At 73.3% G+C, this 17201-nt stretch carries 13 protein-coding genes; all 13 read left to right on the top strand.

Translation table 11 applies throughout. The features are described 5' to 3' along the window. The 13 genes from QN157_00585 to QN157_00525 all read left to right on the top strand — a co-directional run bounded on the left by QN157_00585 (position 1) and on the right by QN157_00525 (position 17104). Positions 1-1509 (top strand): tripartite tricarboxylate transporter permease, encoded by a 1509-nt coding sequence (locus QN157_00585; GenBank protein ID MDR7554080.1) that lies wholly within the window; start codon positions 1-3, stop codon positions 1507-1509. 40 nt (positions 1510-1549) lie between these two features. Continuing rightward, positions 1550-2545, top strand: a complete 996-nt coding sequence (locus tag QN157_00580) for a tripartite tricarboxylate transporter substrate binding protein (GenBank protein ID MDR7554079.1) — start codon at positions 1550-1552, stop codon at positions 2543-2545. Between the two features lie 71 nt (positions 2546-2616). Then, positions 2617-3024, top strand: a complete 408-nt coding sequence (locus QN157_00575) for a carboxymuconolactone decarboxylase family protein (GenBank protein MDR7554078.1) — start codon at positions 2617-2619, stop codon at positions 3022-3024. A gap of 62 nt (positions 3025-3086) precedes the next feature. Next, on the top strand, positions 3087-6062 hold the full coding sequence (locus QN157_00570) for an FAD-linked oxidase C-terminal domain-containing protein (GenBank protein ID MDR7554077.1): 2976 nt from the start codon (positions 3087-3089) through the stop codon (positions 6060-6062). A 149-nt stretch (positions 6063-6211) separates the two neighbouring features. Beyond that, positions 6212-7336, top strand: a complete 1125-nt coding sequence (locus QN157_00565; protein ID MDR7554076.1) for a sialidase family protein — start codon at positions 6212-6214, stop codon at positions 7334-7336. Next, positions 7333-7824: a MoaD/ThiS family protein gene (locus tag QN157_00560; GenBank protein MDR7554075.1), complete on the top strand. Its 492-nt coding sequence runs from the start codon at positions 7333-7335 to the stop codon at positions 7822-7824. Before QN157_00565 ends, QN157_00560 begins: the two co-directional genes overlap by 4 nt. Further along, complete coding sequence (locus tag QN157_00555) at positions 7824-8975, top strand: M20/M25/M40 family metallo-hydrolase (protein ID MDR7554074.1); 1152 nt, start codon at positions 7824-7826, stop codon at positions 8973-8975. The genes QN157_00560 and QN157_00555 overlap by 1 nt, the downstream gene beginning before the upstream one ends. A gap of 24 nt (positions 8976-8999) precedes the next feature. After that, positions 9000-9788 (top strand): SAM-dependent chlorinase/fluorinase, encoded by a 789-nt coding sequence (locus tag QN157_00550; GenBank protein ID MDR7554073.1) that lies wholly within the window; start codon positions 9000-9002, stop codon positions 9786-9788. A 296-nt stretch (positions 9789-10084) separates the two neighbouring features. Further along, positions 10085-10813, top strand: a complete 729-nt coding sequence (locus QN157_00545; GenBank protein MDR7554072.1) for a cytochrome c biogenesis protein CcdA — start codon at positions 10085-10087, stop codon at positions 10811-10813. A 71-nt stretch (positions 10814-10884) separates the two neighbouring features. After that, positions 10885-12249 carry a S41 family peptidase gene (locus QN157_00540; GenBank protein MDR7554071.1) on the top strand — a complete coding sequence of 455 codons (1365 nt, stop codon included), beginning with the start codon at positions 10885-10887 and terminating at the stop codon, positions 12247-12249. Next, positions 12246-13697 carry a S41 family peptidase gene (locus QN157_00535; GenBank protein ID MDR7554070.1) on the top strand — a complete coding sequence of 484 codons (1452 nt, stop codon included), beginning with the start codon at positions 12246-12248 and terminating at the stop codon, positions 13695-13697. Before QN157_00540 ends, QN157_00535 begins: the two co-directional genes overlap by 4 nt. A gap of 43 nt (positions 13698-13740) precedes the next feature. Beyond that, positions 13741-15699 carry an ABC-ATPase domain-containing protein gene (locus QN157_00530; GenBank protein ID MDR7554069.1) on the top strand — a complete coding sequence of 653 codons (1959 nt, stop codon included), beginning with the start codon at positions 13741-13743 and terminating at the stop codon, positions 15697-15699. A 46-nt stretch (positions 15700-15745) separates the two neighbouring features. Then, positions 15746-17104, top strand: a complete 1359-nt coding sequence (locus QN157_00525) for a TrpB-like pyridoxal phosphate-dependent enzyme (protein ID MDR7554068.1) — start codon at positions 15746-15748, stop codon at positions 17102-17104. Positions 17105-17201: the final 97 nt, after the last annotated feature.

Raw genomic sequence — 17201 nt, 5'->3', positions numbered from 1 at the left:
GTGAGCTTCGCTGAGCAGCTCTTGGGAGGGTTTGGCGTGGCCCTGAGTGGGCCCGGCTTGCTCATCATGACGATCGGGGTGGCCTGGGGCGTCATCGGCGGCGCCCTGCCGGGGATCAGCGGCGCGGTAGCCACCGCGCTGGCGCTCCCTTTCACGTTCGGCCTGGATGCTGCTATGGCCCTGGTGCTGCTGGCCGGCGTCTGGGCTGGCGCGAACTACGGGGGCTCGATCCCCGCCATCCTGCTGCGCATGCCCGGGACCCCGGGCGCAGCGGCGGCGCTGCTGGACGGATACGAACTCACCCAACAGGGCCGTGCGGCCAAGGCGCTGGGGGTCTCACTGGTGTGTGGCACCATTGGCGGCCTGGCGAGCGTCGTGGTCCTGATGGCTCTGGTCGTGCCCCTGGGCAATGTGGTGCTGGCGTTCGGGTCACCAGAGGTGTGTCTGCTGGCGTTGTGGGGGCTCACGCTGCTAGCGAGCTTGGGCGAGCGCAGCATGCTGAAGGGACTGGCGTCGGGGTTTTTCGGCCTGCTGCTCACGACGGTCGGTCTCGATACGCTCACCGGGTCCCTCCGCTTTACGTTCGGTCGCGCCGAGCTCACGGCGGGCCTGGACATCATCTCGGTCATGGTGGGGCTCTTCGCCGTCTCGGAGATGCTCCATCAGCTGGCGCACCCCGCCGGGCAAACGCAGGTAGCGGTCAGGACAGCGTCCACGGCCTTCCCAACGCTGGCCGAGCTTCGCAGCGTGTCGCGGGCCACACTGGTTGGAACAATCGTGGGACTGGTCGTCGGGATCATGCCTGGCGCCGGAGCGACTGCGTCATCGTTCGTCGCGTACAACGAAGCGCGGCGCTGGTCGCGGCGTCCCGACCTCTTCGGCAGGGGCTCGCTGGAGGGAGTGGCCGCCCCCGAGACCGCCAACAACGCGGTGCAGGGGGGCGATTTGGTCCCCACCCTGGCCCTGGGAATCCCGGGATCGAACTCGGCGGCGGTGATGCTGGCCGCCTTGATCCTGCACGGGATCCAGCCCGGGCCTTTTCTGCTGGCGCGCCACAGCCAGCTCGTCTACACGCTCTTCGCGGGGCTCGTCCTCGTGAATCTACTCATGATTCCCGTGGGCATCGTCATCCTGCGCCTGTGCCTGCTGGTCCTACGCCTCCCCCCACCGGTGTTCGTGGCCTCCATTCTCGCGCTCATCGTCATCGGAACCTACGCAGCCGACCTCTTTCTGCTGAACCCCATCCTGGCGCTCGTCTTCGGCCTTGTCGGATACGTGATGCGACGATACGGGTTCTCGCCGTCGGCGGCGGTGCTCGGCGTGGTCCTGGGCGGCCTCGTCGAGAGCGAACTGCGCCGGTCGCTGCTGATCGCGCATGGCAGCTGGACGATCTTCGTCACGCGGCCGGCGTCGGCGGCGCTCTTGGGCCTCACGCTGGCAGCGCTGCTCTATCCTGCGGTGCCGTACGTGCGGGCGCTGTGGCGCACGCGGCGAACGGTCGTTACGTAGGGCACGTCGCTTGGCAACGTCTCCGGGAGGGGGGAGAGCTATGGCACGCAACGACCTGTGGGCGTTACGGCGCTGGCGACTCGTAGCGGCGGTCGGCGGGACGGTGGCCGCGCTGGCCACCGGAGGGCTGGCGGGGCCGGTGGACTACCCCACGCGCCCCGTGACGTTCGTCGTAGGCTTTGCGCCTGGTGGTGGTGCAGACGTCTTTGCGCGCGCGCTGGCCGATGCCGTGAAAGGGATTCTACCGCAGCCGCTCGTGGTGGAGAATCGGCCAGGAGCCGGCGGAACCGTCGCCAACGCCTTCGTGGCGACACGCCCCGCGGACGGCTACACGCTCTTGTTCGCCCACGCGGGGTCGTCGATCATCACGCCCATCATTGCCAACCAGCCCCAGCTCAAGTGGGACAACTTCGACCCGGTGGCGCGTATTCACGGCGAGGAGGAGTGGCTCATGGTGCGGCCGAACGCGCCGTGGAAGACGCCGGAGGAGCTCGTGGCGTTCGCCCGGGCGAATCCCCGCCGGGTGCGTGTGGCCGGTTCGGCGATTGGTGGCATCGATAGCTTCGTCGTGTTGACCTGGGAGAAAGAAGCGGGCATCGACGTCGAGTACATTCCGCATGAGGGCGGCGGGCCTGCCACGTTGGCCTTCTTGGGAGGGAACGCCGAGGTGCTCGTCGGCAACGTGTCCGAGGTCTTTCAGCACATCGAGGCACGGCGCATCGTGCCGTTCGCCGTCGCCAGCGAGCGGCGCAGTCCGATCTTTCCGCAGGTGCCTACGCTGAAGGAGAAAGGCTGGGACGTCGTCTATACCCAGTGGCGGAGCGTGCTGGCACCCGCCGGCGTCCCGCCGTCGCGGATCGCGGTGCTGACCGTGGCGTTTCAGAAGGCGCTGGATAGCGACGCGTGGAAACGGTTCAACGCCAACGCCAAGGCGGTCGACCTTTATCTGGGGCCCGCGGACTTCCGCCGGTTTCTCGCTGGCGAGGAAGCTCGGTTGACGCGGATCATCGACGAACTGGGGCTCCGCCGACGGTAGCCGTCTGGGCGCTCCGGTACCCGCGATCCTACGCGTCGGAGCGCACGCGCCCGACCGCTCAAGGAGGACTTATGGACCAGCGTAGGGACGAAACACTGCCCGTGGGAGCTGACCGTGTGGCACGGGGCCGTCGCATGCGCGAGGAGATCATGGGACCTGGTGTCCCGCCGGGGACGCCGGCCACGCAAGAGCTGGCTCCGTTCTTCTCAGAGTGGGTGTACGCCAGTGTCTTCGGCGACCTCTACGGGCGCCCACAGCTGGATCTCAAGACCCGGGTGTTGATCACGCTGGTAGCCCTGTCGGTTCAAGGGCGCTCAGCGCAGCTGCGCGGGTATGTGGGGGCCGCGCTCCGGCTTGGCTGGACCCGTGACGAGATCGTCGAAGCTATCGTGCAGCTCGCGCCCTACCAGGGTGTCCCCGCGACTCATGACGCCCTGGCAGCAGCAAAAGAGGTCTTCGACAGGCAACGGAGCGCGTAAGCCATGCCCGCTGGCACCGTGCGTTCACACGATGCCAGGGGCATCCCGCCGCGGCCGCACCCATGACCAGCACAGCCCCTGACCGCCTCGAGCGCCTGACCCGCCATCTGGCCGCGGCCGTCCGCGGCGAGGTGCGCTTCGACGAGATCTCCCGCGTCCTCTACAGCACCGACGCCAGCATCTACCAGATCATGCCGCTGGGTGTCGTGATCCCCCGCGATGCGGACGACATCGCCGCCACGTTGCGGCTGTGCGCCGAGGAGGGCGTGCCGGTGCTGCCGCGGGGCGCCGGGACCAGCCTGGCAGGGCAGGCCATCGGCCGGGCGGTGGTGATCGACTGCTCGAAGTACATGGATCGCATCCTGGCCATCGACCCTGCGGCCGGGGTGGCGCGCGTGCAGCCCGGCGTCGTGCAGGACCACCTGAACGCCGCGCTGGCGCCCCACCGCCTGCGGCTGGGACCGGACACCGCCACCAGCAACCGCGCCACCCTGGGCGGCATGATCGGCAACAACTCCGCCGGCGCCCGGTCGATCGTCTACGGCAAGATGGTGGACCACGTGGTGGCGTTGCGGGTGCTGCTGTGGGACGGCAGCGAGCTCGTCACCGGCCCCCTGGACGACGCGGCGCTGGACGCCAGGCGCCAGGCCCCGTCGCGCGAGGGCGAGCTCTACCGCACGGTCCTGGAGGTGCTCGAGGCCCACGCCGACGAGATCGACCGGCGCTACCCGCGCCTGCTGCGCCGGGTGGCCGGCTACAACCTGCCCGAGCTGCGCGCACGCCCGTTCAACCTGAGCCGGTTGCTGGTGGGCTCCGAGGGGACGCTGGGCATCGTCACCGAGGCCACGGTGCGCGTGGTGCCCCGGCCCCAGCACGCCGTAGTGGGCGTGGTGCACTTCCGCGACCTGCTCGAGGCCCTGGAGGCCACGCAGCTGCTCCTGTCGCATGGGCCGTCGGCGGTGGAGCTGATCGACCGCCACGTGCTGGAGATGACCCGCGCGCAGCTCGAGTACGCGCGGCGCATGACCTTCGTCCAGGGCGATCCGGCGGCGCTGCTGGTCGTGGAGTTCAGCGGCGACGACCCCGAGGAGGTGCGCGCGCGGCTGGACGCGGCCGAGCGCACGCTCCGCCAGGCCGGCGCGGGCTATGCCGTGGTGCGGGCCGAGGACCCGGCGGCGCAGGACAACATCTGGCAGGTCCGCAAGGCCGGGCAGGGCCTGCTCCAGGGCGTCAAGGGGGACCGCAAGCCCATCGCGTTCGTGGAGGACACCGCCGTGCCGCCCGAGCGCCTGGCGCCCTACATCCGGCGCGTGCAGGCGATCCTGGCGCGCCACGGTGTGCAGGCCGCGATCTACGCCCACGCCAGCGTGGGCTGCCTGCACGTGCGGCCCTACCTCAACCTGAAGGAGGCGGCGGACGTCGCCACGATGCGCGCCATCGCCGAGGAGGTGGGGGCCCTGGTCCTGGAGTTCGGCGGCGCCTTCTCGGGCGAGCACGGCGACGGGCTGGTGCGCTCGTGGTTCCTCGAGCGCTACTACGGACCGGCCCTCTACGGGGCGTTTCGCCGGCTGAAGCAGGCCTTCGATCCCCATGGCCTGCTCAACCCGGGCAAGATCGTGGATGCGCCGCCCATGACCGAGCACTTGCGCTACGGGCCGTCGTACCGCACGCTGGCGGTGCCCACGCGGTTCGACTGGAGCCGGGACGGCGGCCTGGCAGCCGCCGTGGAGATGTGCAGCGGGGTCGGGGCCTGCCGCAAGACGACCGAGGGGACCATGTGCCCCTCGTACATGGTCACGCGGGAAGAGCGCCACTCCACCCGCGGGCGCGCCAACCTGCTGCGGGCGGTGCTCTCCGGGGTGCTGCCGCCCGAGGAGCTGACGGGCCCGCGCCTGTACGAAGCGCTGGACCTGTGCCTGGAGTGCAAGGGCTGCAAGGCCGAGTGCCCCGCCAACGTGGACATGGCCAAGCTCAAGTACGAGTTCCTGGCACGGTACCACGCGACCCATGGCGTGCCGGTGCGGGCACGGCTGTTCGCCGACATCCACCGCCTGAGCCGTGCCGGCGCCGCGCTCGCCCCGCTGTCGACGTGGATCGCCCAGGCGGCCCCAACGCGCTGGGTGCTGGAGCGCCTGGTCGGCATCGATCGCCGTCGGCCGCTGCCGGCCTTCGCGCGGCCGACCTTCGACGCCTGGTGGCGCCGCCGCCGTCCCCATCAGGCCGGCGGGGGTGGCGTCCCCGGGGTCGAGGGCGGGCCGCGGCCGCAGGTGGTGCTCTTCGCGGACACCTTCCTGCGCTTCCACTACCCGGAAGTCGGCCGTGCCACGGTGCAGGTGCTGGAGCACCTCGGCTACACCGTGCACGTGCCGCCGGTGGTCTGCTGCGGGCGGCCGATGATCAGCAAAGGGCTCCTGGACCGGGCTGCCGCCCAGGTGCGGGAGAACGTGCGGCGGCTGCTGCCCTACGTCCGGGCCGGCGTGCCGATCGTCGGATGCGAGCCGTCGTGCCTGCTCGCCTTCCGCGACGAGGCGCCGGACCTGGTGGCGGACGACGACACAAGGGCGGTGGCGCGGGGAGCGCTGCTGATCGACGAGTTCCTCTTCCGGCACGTGCAGAGCTACGGGTGGGCGCCCGCCGCCACCGCGGCGGAGCCCGTCCCGGTGGGCGGTGCGCCCACCCCAACGCCGGCGACCGTGGCAGGCGGCGCCCCGCGCAAGGTGCTGCTCCACGGGCACTGCCACCAGAAGGCGCTCGTGGGCCTGCAGGCTGCCACCGGCGTCCTGCGCGCCGCAGGCTGCCAGGTCGACGTCGTGGATGCCGGGTGCTGCGGCATGGCCGGGGCGTTCGGGTTCGAGCGCGAGCACTACGACCTCTCGCTCGCCATCGGCGAGCGGCGGCTGCTGCCCGCGGTCCGACGCCAGCCGGCGGAGGTGACGGTTGTGGCGATGGGCGTCTCGTGCCGTCAGCAGATCGCCCATGGCACGGGCCGCCGCGCACAGCATCTGGTCGAGGTGCTGGCGGCGATGCTGCCCGTGTAGATTGGGGCACCGCCCCCGGTGCCGGGGCCTTGCACGCGTACGCGGGGACGCATCAGGGGGAGGGGTCACGAGGGTGCGAGCGGGCCGCTCACCTTCGTTCGGGAACCGTCAGGGACGCGGCCTTCAGGATGTGTCAGGGGGGTGGCGGGGTGACGACAGTGCGAGTGCTCGTGGGCACACGGAAGGGCGCGTTCGTGCTGACCGCCGACGCGGACCGGCGTGACTGGACGGTGACCGGGCCGCTGTTTGGCGGGTGGGAGGTGTTCCACGTGGAGGCCTCGCCGGCCGATCCCGACCGCGTGTACGCGGCGTTGTGGACGGGGTGGCACGGGACGGTCGTCCAGCGCAGCGACGACGGCGGGCGCACCTGGTCGCCCGTGGGCAACCAGTTCACGTACGCCGACGGCGATGCGGTGCACCAGGGGTTTGCGGGTGAGCCCCAGCCCTGGCAGTTCAAGCGGGTCTGGCACCTGGAGCCCTCGGCAGAGGACCGGGACGCGGTCTACGCCGGCGTGGAAGACGCGGCGCTGTTCCGGTCGGCTGACGGCGGCATCACCTGGACGGAGCTGCCGGCGCTGCGCACGCATCCCACGGCCCCGGCCTGGGCGCCGGGGGCCGGTGGCCTGGGGCTGCACTCCATCCTGCTGGACCCCAGGCACCCCGGACGGCTGTACGTGGCCATCTCCGCCGCAGGCGTCTTCCGCTCCGACGACGGCGGCCAGGCGTGGGCGGTCGCCAACCGCGGCCTGCGCGCGCCCTACCTGGCCACGCCCGAGCCCGAAGCCGGGTACTGCGTGCACAAGATCGCCATGCACCCGGCGCGGCCACACACGCTGTTCATGCAGAAGCACTACGGCGTCTACCGCAGCGACGACGCCGGCGGCTCGTGGACCAGGATCAGCGGCAACCTGCCGTCGGACTTCGGCTTCCCCATCGCGGTGCACGCCCACGAGCCGGAGACGATCTACGTGGTCCCGATGACCGGCGACACCGAGCACTTTCCGCCCGACGGCGCCCTGCGGGTGTGGCGCAGCCGGCGGGGCGACGGGGTGTGGGAGCCGCTGGAGAGGGGGCTACCCGTGCGGCACTGCTACGTGAACGTGCTGCGGGAGGCGATGGCGGTCGATCGGCTCGACCCGTGCGGCATCTACATGGGGACCACCGGCGGGCAGCTCTACGCGTCACGGGACGCCGGGAATCGGTGGGATGCGGTCGTCACACACCTGCCTCCGGTGCTGTCCGTGGAGGTGCAGACCCTCGGTCCGGCGCCATGACGACGGTCGCCGTGCGCGTCTGGCTGCCGACCCACCTGCGACGGCTGTGCGGGCTGTCGTCGGCCGTCGTGGACGTGACGGTCGCCCGGCCTACCGGACCGCTCACGCTGGGTGACGTCCTCGACGCGCTGGAACACGCGTACCCTGCGCTGCGCGGGACGATCCGCGACCATCCAGCGCCCGGCGCGGCGCGGCCGGGCACGTTGCGCCCGTACATCCGGTGCTTTGCCGCTGAGGTCGATCTGACGCCGGCGGGCGTGTGCGCGACGCTGCCCGAGGCGGTGGCGGACGGCACCGAGGTGCTGCGCATTGTGGGTGCGATCGCCGGCGGCGAGCACGCGGTGTCCGCTGTCGGCGACGCGCCACCGATCCACCCGTGCGCCGGGGCCGTGGGGCACACCGCCGCGGGCGCGGGCGGGGCCGTGCGGACCGGCGTGCGCATGCGGAGCGAGATGGCGGACGCAACCGGACGCCAGGCGCCGGCGTGATGCCTGCCGACCGCGCGCGCATCGTGGGTCTGTTGCGGGCCCTGGTGGCCACCGACTCGGTCAACCCCGGGCTGGCGCCAGGAGGTGCCGGCGAGGGCGCGGTGGCCACGCTGCTCGCAGCGGAATGCCGCGCGGCGGGCCTGGAGGTGCGCCTCGACGAGGTCGCGCCGGGGCGCCCCAACGTGGTCGCCCGCCTGGCCGGTGCGCGGCCCGGACGGCGGCTGCTGCTGTGCGGACACACCGACACCGTGGCGACCACGGGCATGGCCGAGCCGTTCTCGGCCCGCCTGGAGGGCGACCGCCTCTACGGCCGCGGCGCGTACGACATGAAGGGCGGCGTGGCCGCCATCGTGGAGGCCATGCGGGTGGTGGCGGCCGCGGGCCTCCCCGCCGGAGAGCTGGTGGCGGCGTTCGTGGTCGACGAGGAGCACGCGAGCCTGGGCGCTCTCGACCTGATCCGGCGCGAACGCGCAGACGCCGCCGTGATCACCGAGCCCACGGCGCTGGAGGTGTGCATCGCGCACAAGGGATTCCTCTGGGCCCGGGTGGAGACCGCCGGCCGCGCCGCGCACGGCAGCCGGTACGATGCCGGCGACGACGCCATCACGCGGATGGGCCACGTGCTGGTGGCGCTGGATCGCCTGGAGCGCGAGGTGCTCCCGCAGCGGACGCATCCGCTGCTCGGCCGGCCCTCGCTGCACGCGTCGACCATTGCGGGCGGGGTCGGGTGGAGCACGTACCCCGACCGCTGCGTCCTGGAGGTGGAACGCCGTCTGCTGCCCGGCGAGCAGGACGCGGACGTCCTCGCCGAACTGGAGGCCGCCGTGTCCGAGGCGCAGCAGCGCTCGCCCGGGCTCCAGGCGCGCGTCGAGCTCGTCATGAGCCGGCCGTCCTTCGAGGTATCGCCCGAGGCGCCGGTGGTACGCGCCCTGGCCGACAGCGTGCGGGCGGTGTGCGGCCGGTCGCCGCGGCTGGTGGGCGAGCACCCGTGGTTCGATGCCGCGCTGCTGGGCGCCGCGGGCATCCCCACGGTGATGTTCGGGCCGGGCGGTGCGGGCGCCCACGCCGCCGTCGAGTGGGTGGACGTGCCGTCGGTGGTGACCTGCGCCGACGTGCTGGCGCACCTGGCATCGCACTGGTGCGCCGCCTGAGGGCGCGGGCGTCTGCGCGCGCCGGTGCCGATCGTCACGCTGCTCTCGGACTTCGGGTCGTCGTCGCCCTACCCGGGCGAGGTGCGGGGCGTGCTGCTGCGGGCCAGCCGCGCCGTGGTGGTGGACATCACCCACGACATCCCCCGGCACGACGTCGCCTGCGGTGCCGCGGTGCTGGCCGCGGCCGCGCCGGCGTTTCCCGCGGGCACGGTCCACCTGGCCGTGGTCGATCCGGACGTCGGCACCGCACGGCGCGGGCTGGTCATCGCTGCGGGCGGGCAGTGGTTCGTCGGTCCTGACAACGGCCTGCTGGTACCCGCCGCCACGGCGGTGGGGCGCCCGCAGGCGTTCGCCATCGACACGGCCCGGCTGGTGCGCGAGCCGCCGTCGGCCACGTTCCACGGCCGCGACGTCTTCGCGCCGGCGGCGGCTGCCGTCGCGTCGGGCGTTCCCCCCGAGGCGTTCGCGTCGCCCATCGCCGCGCCGGTCGCGCTACCGGTCGCGTCGCAGGTCGCATCGCCCGCACGGGCGCCCGGGCGCCTGAGCGGCCGGGTGGTCTACTGCGATCCCTTCGGAAACCTCGTCACCGACATCCCGGGGACCTGGCTCGCTGACCTCCCGGAGCGGGTCGCCCTGGTGTATCGTGGAGGACGTACCCCGGTCCGGCGGGTGCGCACCTACGCCGACGGCGCCCCAGGCGAGGTCCTGGCGCTGGTGAGCAGCGCGGGCACCGTGGAGGTGGCGGTGAACCGGGGTGACGCGGCCGCACAGCTCGGGGTGCGCGCAGGAGACGTGATCGCCCTGGAGACGTGATCGCCCTGGCGGCGCTGGCGGCGCCGCGGTGACCCGTCGGCGGGCTGCGCGCGTCGACAGCCAGGGCGGCCAGCGGGCGGTCTGGGGTTCAGGGCGGCCCCTGCACCTTGGGAGGAGCGGCTCGTCGCGCAGGCGCTGGAGGTGGGCGTCGGCGGGCGTCCTTGCCCGCTGGGAGGAGCGGTCTCCGCCGCCGGGCCCAAGCGGCATAGCACACCGCCCGTGCGCGTTTGGAGGAGGGAGCGCGGCGGTCTGGCCGGCAGACGGGGCGCGCAGCCCGGGCGAGGAGGTGGCCCGTCGTGGCAGAAGTCAATCTCGTGCTGGCGTTCGCGGCGGGCGTGCTCGGGTTCCTGAGCCCGTGCGTGGTGCCGCTCATCCCCGGCTACCTGTCGTTCGTCTCGGGCCTCTCCCTGGCGGAGCTGAGCGTCGAGCAGCGCCGGCAGCACGCGGGCCGGGTGCTGCTGGCCACCGCGCTGTTCGTGCTGGGGTTCTCGGTGGTCTTCACGGGCCTGGGCGCGTCGGCCTCGGTGCTGGGCGAGCTGGTGTTGGGCAACCGGCAGTGGCTGTCGCGGGTTGGCGGCGCCGTGGTGATCGCGCTGGGCCTGGCGGTTCTGGGCGTGATCCGCGTCCCGGGGCTGGCGCGTGAACGCCGTTGGCACCTGCCGCGCCGCCCCCTGGGCCTCCTGGGCGCCGTGCCCGTGGGGATGGCGTTTGGCTTCGCCTGGACGCCGTGCGTCGGCCCGGTGCTGACCGCGGTGCTCACGCTGGCCGCGGCGACGCAGACGGCCGCCCACGGCGCGCTGCTCCTCTTCGCCTACGCGATGGGGTTGGGCATCCCGTTCCTCGTGACCGCGGCGCTGCTCGTCGCCGCCGTCGACGCCCTGGGCTGGTTGCGACGGCACGCGCGGGCGGTGACCACCGCCAGCGGCATCTTCCTGCTCGTCATGGGCGTGGCCATGGTCACCGACCTGCTGTTCCTGCTCAACTCGTACCTCATCCGGCTCGTCCCGTTCCGTCCGGTGCTCTGATGGGGCGCTTCCGGTTGCTGGCACTGATCGCACCCGTGCATGGGCGGATGGGTGTCCGATCGGGAGTACTTATGGGGCGCTCCCGGCTGCTGGCACTGGTCGCGCTGGTCGCGCTGGTGCTGGTGGCGCCGGCGGGCTGGCCGTCCGCGCAGGCGGCGGACGCCGGGCTTGTCCTCGAGGCGTTGCGCGTGCTGCGGGCGCGGTACGTGGATCCCGTGGAGCCCGCGCCGTTGCTGAACGGCGCCCTGGACGGTCTGCGCGCGGCGCTGGCCGCTGCAGGCGTGGCCACCCCCGTGCCGCCCCTCGGATCCGACGTCCGAGGCCTCGACGCGGCGTTCCGGGCCCGCTTCGACGCCGCGGCCGCTGCAGCCGCCGGCCGGCTGTCGCGCACGGCGTTGAGCTATGCGGCCATCCGCGGAATGACGGCTGTGCTGCGGGACTCGCACACCGGCTTCCTGCCCCCCGATGCCAACCGAGAGCGCCAGCTGCGCCAGCGCGGCCAGCCCGGGTTCACGGGCGCGGGCATCGTGTTGCTGGAGCGCGCCGGCCGCTTCTACGTCCGCGACGTGATCCCCGGCGGCCCGGCGGCGCGTGCTGGCGTGCGACGGTTCGACCGCATCGCCCGCATCGGCGCCGTCTCCACGGGCGGCATGCAGGTGGAGCAGGTGGCGGGCGCAATACGCGGGCCAGCAGGGACGCCGGTCACGCTGGTGCTCGACCGGCCGGGCCGCGCCGGGCCGCTGGCCGTGACGCTGACGCGCGCGCCCATTCAGGTGCCGGCGGTCTTCGCGGCGCGCGTGCTGCCGGACGGGATCGGCTACCTTCAGTTCTACCAGTTCAGCGCGCGCTCGGGCCGCGAGTTCCGGGGGGCGCTGGCCGACCTGGTCCGGAAGGGCGCGCGCGCCGTGGTGCTCGACCTGCGTGGCAACACCGGCGGCTACGTCCACGAGCTCGCCGCGGCCCTAGGCGCCCTGCTCCCGCCGGGGCGCCCCATTCTGCGCGAGACGAACCGGGGCGGTCGCACGGAGATCGTGCACACGGCGGGCTCGCCGGTGTTGCCCGCTGGGTGGCCCGTCGTCGTGCTCGTGGACGAGGCCACGGCGTCCGCCGCGGAACTCCTGGCGGCCGCGCTGCGCGAGCACCTGGGGGCGCCCGTGGTGGGCACGCCGACCGGCGGTGCCGTCGAAGCGAGCGTCGTGCTCGACCTCTCCGATGGCTCTGCGCTCAGCGTCACCGTGCAGCGGCTGGCCACGGGCCTGGGGCAGCGCCTGGAGGGCGTGGGCCTGCGGCCCGACCACGCGGTCGCGCTCGCCGCCGCCGACCTGGACCGCGGCGTCGACCCGCAGTTGCTGCGTGCCCTGGCCGTGGCGGCAGAGCGCGTGCGCCCTGCGGCCGCGTCGCGGCGCGAGGGCCCGCCAGGCGGGCGTACACCGTGACCAGGCGCCACCCGCTCTCCATCGCGGTCTGGCTGCTGGGGGCAGTGCTGGTGGCCGCTGTGCCGGTGGTGCCGCTCCAGGCACCGCCAGCTGCGGCCGCCCCCGTGCAGGCCGACGCGGGGCTGGTGCTGCAGGCGCTGGCGCTGTTGCGCCAGCACTACGTCGACCGCCTCGAGGTCGTCCCGCTGCTGAACGGCGGCATCGGTGGCATGCGCGCCGCCCTGGTCGCGGCCGGGATCGGCGTTGACCTGCCGGACCTGCCGGCCGACCTGCCCGACGCGCAGGCGCAGGCGGCCTTCCGCGCGCGCTTCGACGCTGCGGCAGAAGCCGCCAGCGGACGCCTGACGCGCACAGCGCTCGCCCACGCCGCGATCCGGGGCATGACGGCGGTGCTGGCCGACTCCCACACGGGGTTCATGCCGCCCGAGGAATACGAGCGCCTGCGCGCCCAGGCCAGCCGGCAGGCGCAGTTCTCGGGCATCGGGGTGGTGTTGCTGGCGCGCGAGGGGCGCGTCTACATCCGCGACGTGATTCCCGGCGGGCCGGCCGAGGGCGCCGGGTTACGGCCGTTCGACCGCGTGGTGCGCATCGACGCCGTGCCCACCGCCGGCCTGGACATCACGCAGGTGTCGGGGATGATCCGGGGACCGGCCGGGACCACCGTCACCCTCGTCGTAGAACGACCGGGTGCCGCCGAGCCGACGGCCGTGTCCGTCGTCCGCGCGCCGATCCGCGTGCCGCCCGTCTTCGACGCCAGAGTGCTCGACGATGGCGTCGGGTACCTCAAGCTGCACAGCCTGTTCGCCGACGGGGTGGGGCGGGAAGTGCGCCAGCGCCTGGAGCGCCTGCTCGCCAGCGGCCTGCGGGCCCTGGTCCTCGATGTGCGGGGCAACACCGGCGGCTACGTGCACGAACTGCTCCTCGTGCTGAACGCCCTCCTGCCCCCCGGCGTGCCCGTGCTGCAGGAGACCCGGCGGGGCGGCGCGACGCAGGTCGTCCGGACGTGGGCGGCGCCCGTGCTGCCCGGCCACGTGCCGCTGGTGGTGCTGGTGGACGAGGGCACTGCGTCCGCGGCGGAACTGCTGGCGGCGGCCCTGCAGGAACACGAGCGCGCCACGCTGGTGGGCGAGCGGACCAGCGGGACCGTGGATGCGGGCGCGACCTTCGAGCTGGCTGATGGGTCAGCGCTGCTGATCACGGTGCGGCGGCTGGCCACGGGCCGCGGGCGCCGTCTGGAGGGCGTGGGCGTGACGCCGCACGTCGCGGTCGCGCTGGGCCTCGCCGAGCTCGACCAGGGGCGCGACAGCCAGCTCGAGCGCGCGTTGCAGCTCGTGCGTCAGCGCCTGCGCGCCGCCCGGGGCGCACCGTGTTGCCCCCGCGCCGCGGCCGGGCCGCTGCCCGTGGTGCCCCGCGCCGCTACGGGCCAGGCTGTGCTATCCTCGCGCTGACGCGCATCCCGCGCAGACGACGCTGGAGGACACCCACGCGAGCATGCTGCCATCGGACCGCCTGCGCGACAAGCTGATCGTCGCCAACAACAAACCGTTTCAGGCCTACCAGGACCTGGTCGGCGCCTACCGCTTCGACCGCTTCGTCCTCTACCTCGACGCCATCCAGCCCGACCCCATGGCCGGGCCGAGCCGGGGTCGCGTGCGGATCGACCAGGCCGAGGCGCAGCTACCCCCGGCCCTCTGGTCGACGCCACCGCGCAAAACCGCTCTCGAGGACTTCCTTGCGCGCGCGCTGGCCGAGGCGATTCGCCGGCACGTCCGCACGCGCTGGACCGGCCGGACGCCGCCGCTGGCGGTGGACGCGGGCAGCCAGACCGTGCTCCGGCGCGCCGCTTGTACCATCGCCGAGGACTGGGTCGAGGTGCGCGTGGCCATCGGGTTACCCGCGGAGGGGCGGAAGGCCGCGGCCCGGGCCGCCATCACGCTGTTCTTCGAGGAACTGCCCGCGGTGGTCGAGGCCGGGCTGGTGTGGGCACGCCTGGACGGCGAGGCCGGCCGCCGGTTCGTCGAGACCGTCGAGGACTACCTGGCGTTGCAGGCGCAGCTCCCGGCGCTGGGCCTGGTGGCGTTCCTCGCCGACGGCGCGGTGCTGCCCCGCGAGACGCCGCCAGGCGACGGGCCGCTGCGCGGCGGTCGGGCGCAGCCCCTACAAGCGCCCGATGCGCTGGCCGTGACCGTCTCGCTGCCGCACCGTGGGACGGTGCGGGGGCTTGGCATCCCGCGCGGCGTGACGGTGGTGACCGGCGGCGCCTTCTCGGGGAAGTCGACGCTGCTGGCCGCGGTCGCCCGCGGGGTGTACCCGCACGTGCCAGGGGACGGCCGCGAGCTGGTGGCAACCGTCCCCGACGCGGTCATGGTGCGCGCGGAACCCGGCCGTCGGATCGAACGGGTGGACCTCAGCGCCATGGTCCACCGGGTGCCGGGGCGGCCCGAGGTCAGCGCGTTCTCGGCCGAGCGTGCCAGCGGAGCGCTGTCGGTCGTGGCGTCCCTTGCCGAGGCCCTCGAGGTGGGGACCAGCCTGTTCGTGTTCGACGAGGACGACCTGCCGGCCGCGCTGCTGACCCGCGACGCGCGCATGGAAGCGCTCGTCCCGCCGGCGGACGATCCTCTGACCCGCCTGGTGGACGTGGTGCGTCCCCTGTGGGAGGACCTGGAGATCTCCTCGATTGTCGCCACCGCGGGGCTCGGCGACTTCCTCGCCGTCGCCGACACCGTGCTGGTGATGGACGCCTTTCAGCCGCGGGCGGCCACCGCGGCGGCACAGCAGGCGGTGGCTCTGGGCGCACCGCGGGCAGCACGGCGGGCGACGGTCGCCGTCCCCGCACCCCGATGCCCGCTGCCGCGCGGCTTCAACGGCCTGCGGGGGCGCCGGATCGCCAGCGAGATGCGCGGACGCGGCGCGCTGGTGGTAGGGCGCGAGAGCGTGGACTTGGCCGGCCTGCCGCAACTCGTGGAGCCCGGCCAGGCGCGCGCGGCCGGCGACGCGATCCTCTACGCCGTGGAGAAGGGCTACATCGACGGCGCGGCGTCCATCGCCGAGATCCTGGCGCGGGTCTTCGCCGACCTCGAGGCCGGCGGCCTGCTCCTGCTCTCGGAGGGAGAACGCGGATCGGGCGACTACGCGCTGCCGCGGCCCTACGAGGTGGCGGCGGTGCTCAATCGCCTGCGCGCCCTGCAGGTGCGCGTCCGGCGTCCCGGGCAGCCGCTCGATCTCGACGCGGCGCGCTCCCAACCGCAGGAGGCGCCCGCACCGCCCACGCCATCCGCCGCCGAGGAGGCGCCGTCGGCCTCCGGACCGGAGGCTCCCGGCGCACCAGCAGCGGCGGACGTCGCCCTCGTGCGCCTCGGCCCCGAGGGTCCTGCTGCAGGAGCCGACGCCTCCGGCCCGAACCCCACTCCTCACAGCGCAGATGCCCCGCACGACCCACCGCGACCCTGACGCGACGGTTGCGCGACGGCGGGCGTGCGGGTCAAGGGGGGACGCGATGGACGCGACCAAGATCCTGCTGTCCGAGCACGACATTCCCAAGGCCTGGTACAACATCGCCGCCGACCTGCCGGTCCCGCTGCCGCCGGTCATCCACCCCGGGACCAAGCAGCCGATCGGCCCGGCAGACCTCGCGCCGCTGTTTCCCATGGCGCTCATCATGCAGGAGGTCAGCACCGAGCGCGAGGTGGAGATCCCCGAGCCGGTGCGCGACGTCTACCGGCTGTGGCGGCCGACGCCGTTGCACCGGGCGCGGCGGCTCGAGCGCGCCCTGGACACGCCCGCGCGCATCTACTACAAGTACGAGGGCACCAGTCCCGCCGGCAGCCACAAGCCCAACACCGCCGTGGCCCAGGCGTTCTACAACAAGCAGGAAGGTACCCGTCGCCTGACGACCGAGACGGGCGCCGGGCAGTGGGGCAGCGCGCTGGCGCTGGCGTGCCGGCTGTTCGACCTGGCCTGCACCGTGTACATGGTGCGGGTCTCCTACGAGCAGAAGCCCTACCGCAAGGTCATGATGCAGACCTGGGGCGCCGAGGTGCTGCCCAGCCCCACCGACCGGACGCAGGCCGGCCGGGCGATTCGCGCGCAAGATCCGGACTCTCCCGGCAGCCTGGGCATCGCCATCAGCGAGGCGGTCGAGGACGCCGCCACCCACGATGACACCAAGTACTCGCTGGGCAGCGTGCTCAACCACGTGCTGATGCACCAGACCGTGGTGGGCCTCGAGGCCCGTAAGCAGATGGAGCTGGCCGGAGACGCACCGGACGTGATCATCGGCTGCGTCGGCGGCGGCAGCAACTTCGCCGGGCTGGCGTTCCCGTTCATGCCCGAGAAGTTCCGCGGGCGGGCCGTGCGGTTCGTGGCGGTGGAGCCCCAGGCGTGCCCTACGCTGACGCGCGGCGACTACCTCTACGACTTCGGCGACACCGCCGCCACCACGCCGCTGCTCAAGATGTACACGCTGGGCCACACCTTCGTCCCCCCGGCGATCCACGCGGGTGGCCTGCGCTACCACGGCGACGCCCCGCTGCTGTGCCTGCTCTACCACCACGGCTACGTCGAGGCGGTGGCCTACGGGCAGCGGACGGTCTTCGACGCTGCGGTGCAGTTCGCCCGGGCCGAAGGCATCATCCCCGCGCCCGAATCGGCCCACGCCGTGCGCAAGGCGATCGACGAAGCGCTGGAGGCCAAGCAAGAGGGCCGGCCGCGGGTCATCCTGTTCGGCCTGTCCGGCCACGGCCACTTCGACCTGGCCGCCTACGAGAAGCACCTGGCAGGGGAGCTCGAGGACTTCGCGTATCCGGAGGACGCGATCCGGGCCGCCATGCGGGAGCTGGCGGCGATTCAGCCCTGAGACGCGGCGTCGGGGCATAGGGGAGCACAGTACGGGATGTGCCGCGCGCGGTTTCTCTGCGTGCAGGGACACGGCGGCGACCGACCAGATCCTGCGG

This window comes from Armatimonadota bacterium, from assembly GCA_031459855.1.
Classification (GTDB): Bacteria; Sysuimicrobiota; Sysuimicrobiia; order Sysuimicrobiales; family Humicultoraceae; genus Fervidifonticultor; species Fervidifonticultor primus.
Note: the sequence above shows the minus strand (reverse complement) of the source record. Positions and strands in the feature narration are given on the sequence as shown.

Coding starts and splice junctions, on each gene's coding strand:
- QN157_00575 (MDR7554078.1), top strand. CDS start 2,617: ATGGACCAGCGTAGGGACGAAACACTGCCCGTGGGAGCTGACCGTGTG.
- QN157_00560 (MDR7554075.1), top strand. CDS start 7,333: ATGACGACGGTCGCCGTGCGCGTCTGGCTGCCGACCCACCTGCGACGG.
- QN157_00570 (MDR7554077.1), top strand. CDS start 3,087: ATGACCAGCACAGCCCCTGACCGCCTCGAGCGCCTGACCCGCCATCTG.
- QN157_00540 (MDR7554071.1), top strand. CDS start 10,885: ATGGGGCGCTCCCGGCTGCTGGCACTGGTCGCGCTGGTCGCGCTGGTG.
- QN157_00530 (MDR7554069.1), top strand. CDS start 13,741: ATGCTGCCATCGGACCGCCTGCGCGACAAGCTGATCGTCGCCAACAAC.
- QN157_00555 (MDR7554074.1), top strand. CDS start 7,824: ATGCCTGCCGACCGCGCGCGCATCGTGGGTCTGTTGCGGGCCCTGGTG.
- QN157_00580 (MDR7554079.1), top strand. CDS start 1,550: ATGGCACGCAACGACCTGTGGGCGTTACGGCGCTGGCGACTCGTAGCG.
- QN157_00525 (MDR7554068.1), top strand. CDS start 15,746: ATGGACGCGACCAAGATCCTGCTGTCCGAGCACGACATTCCCAAGGCC.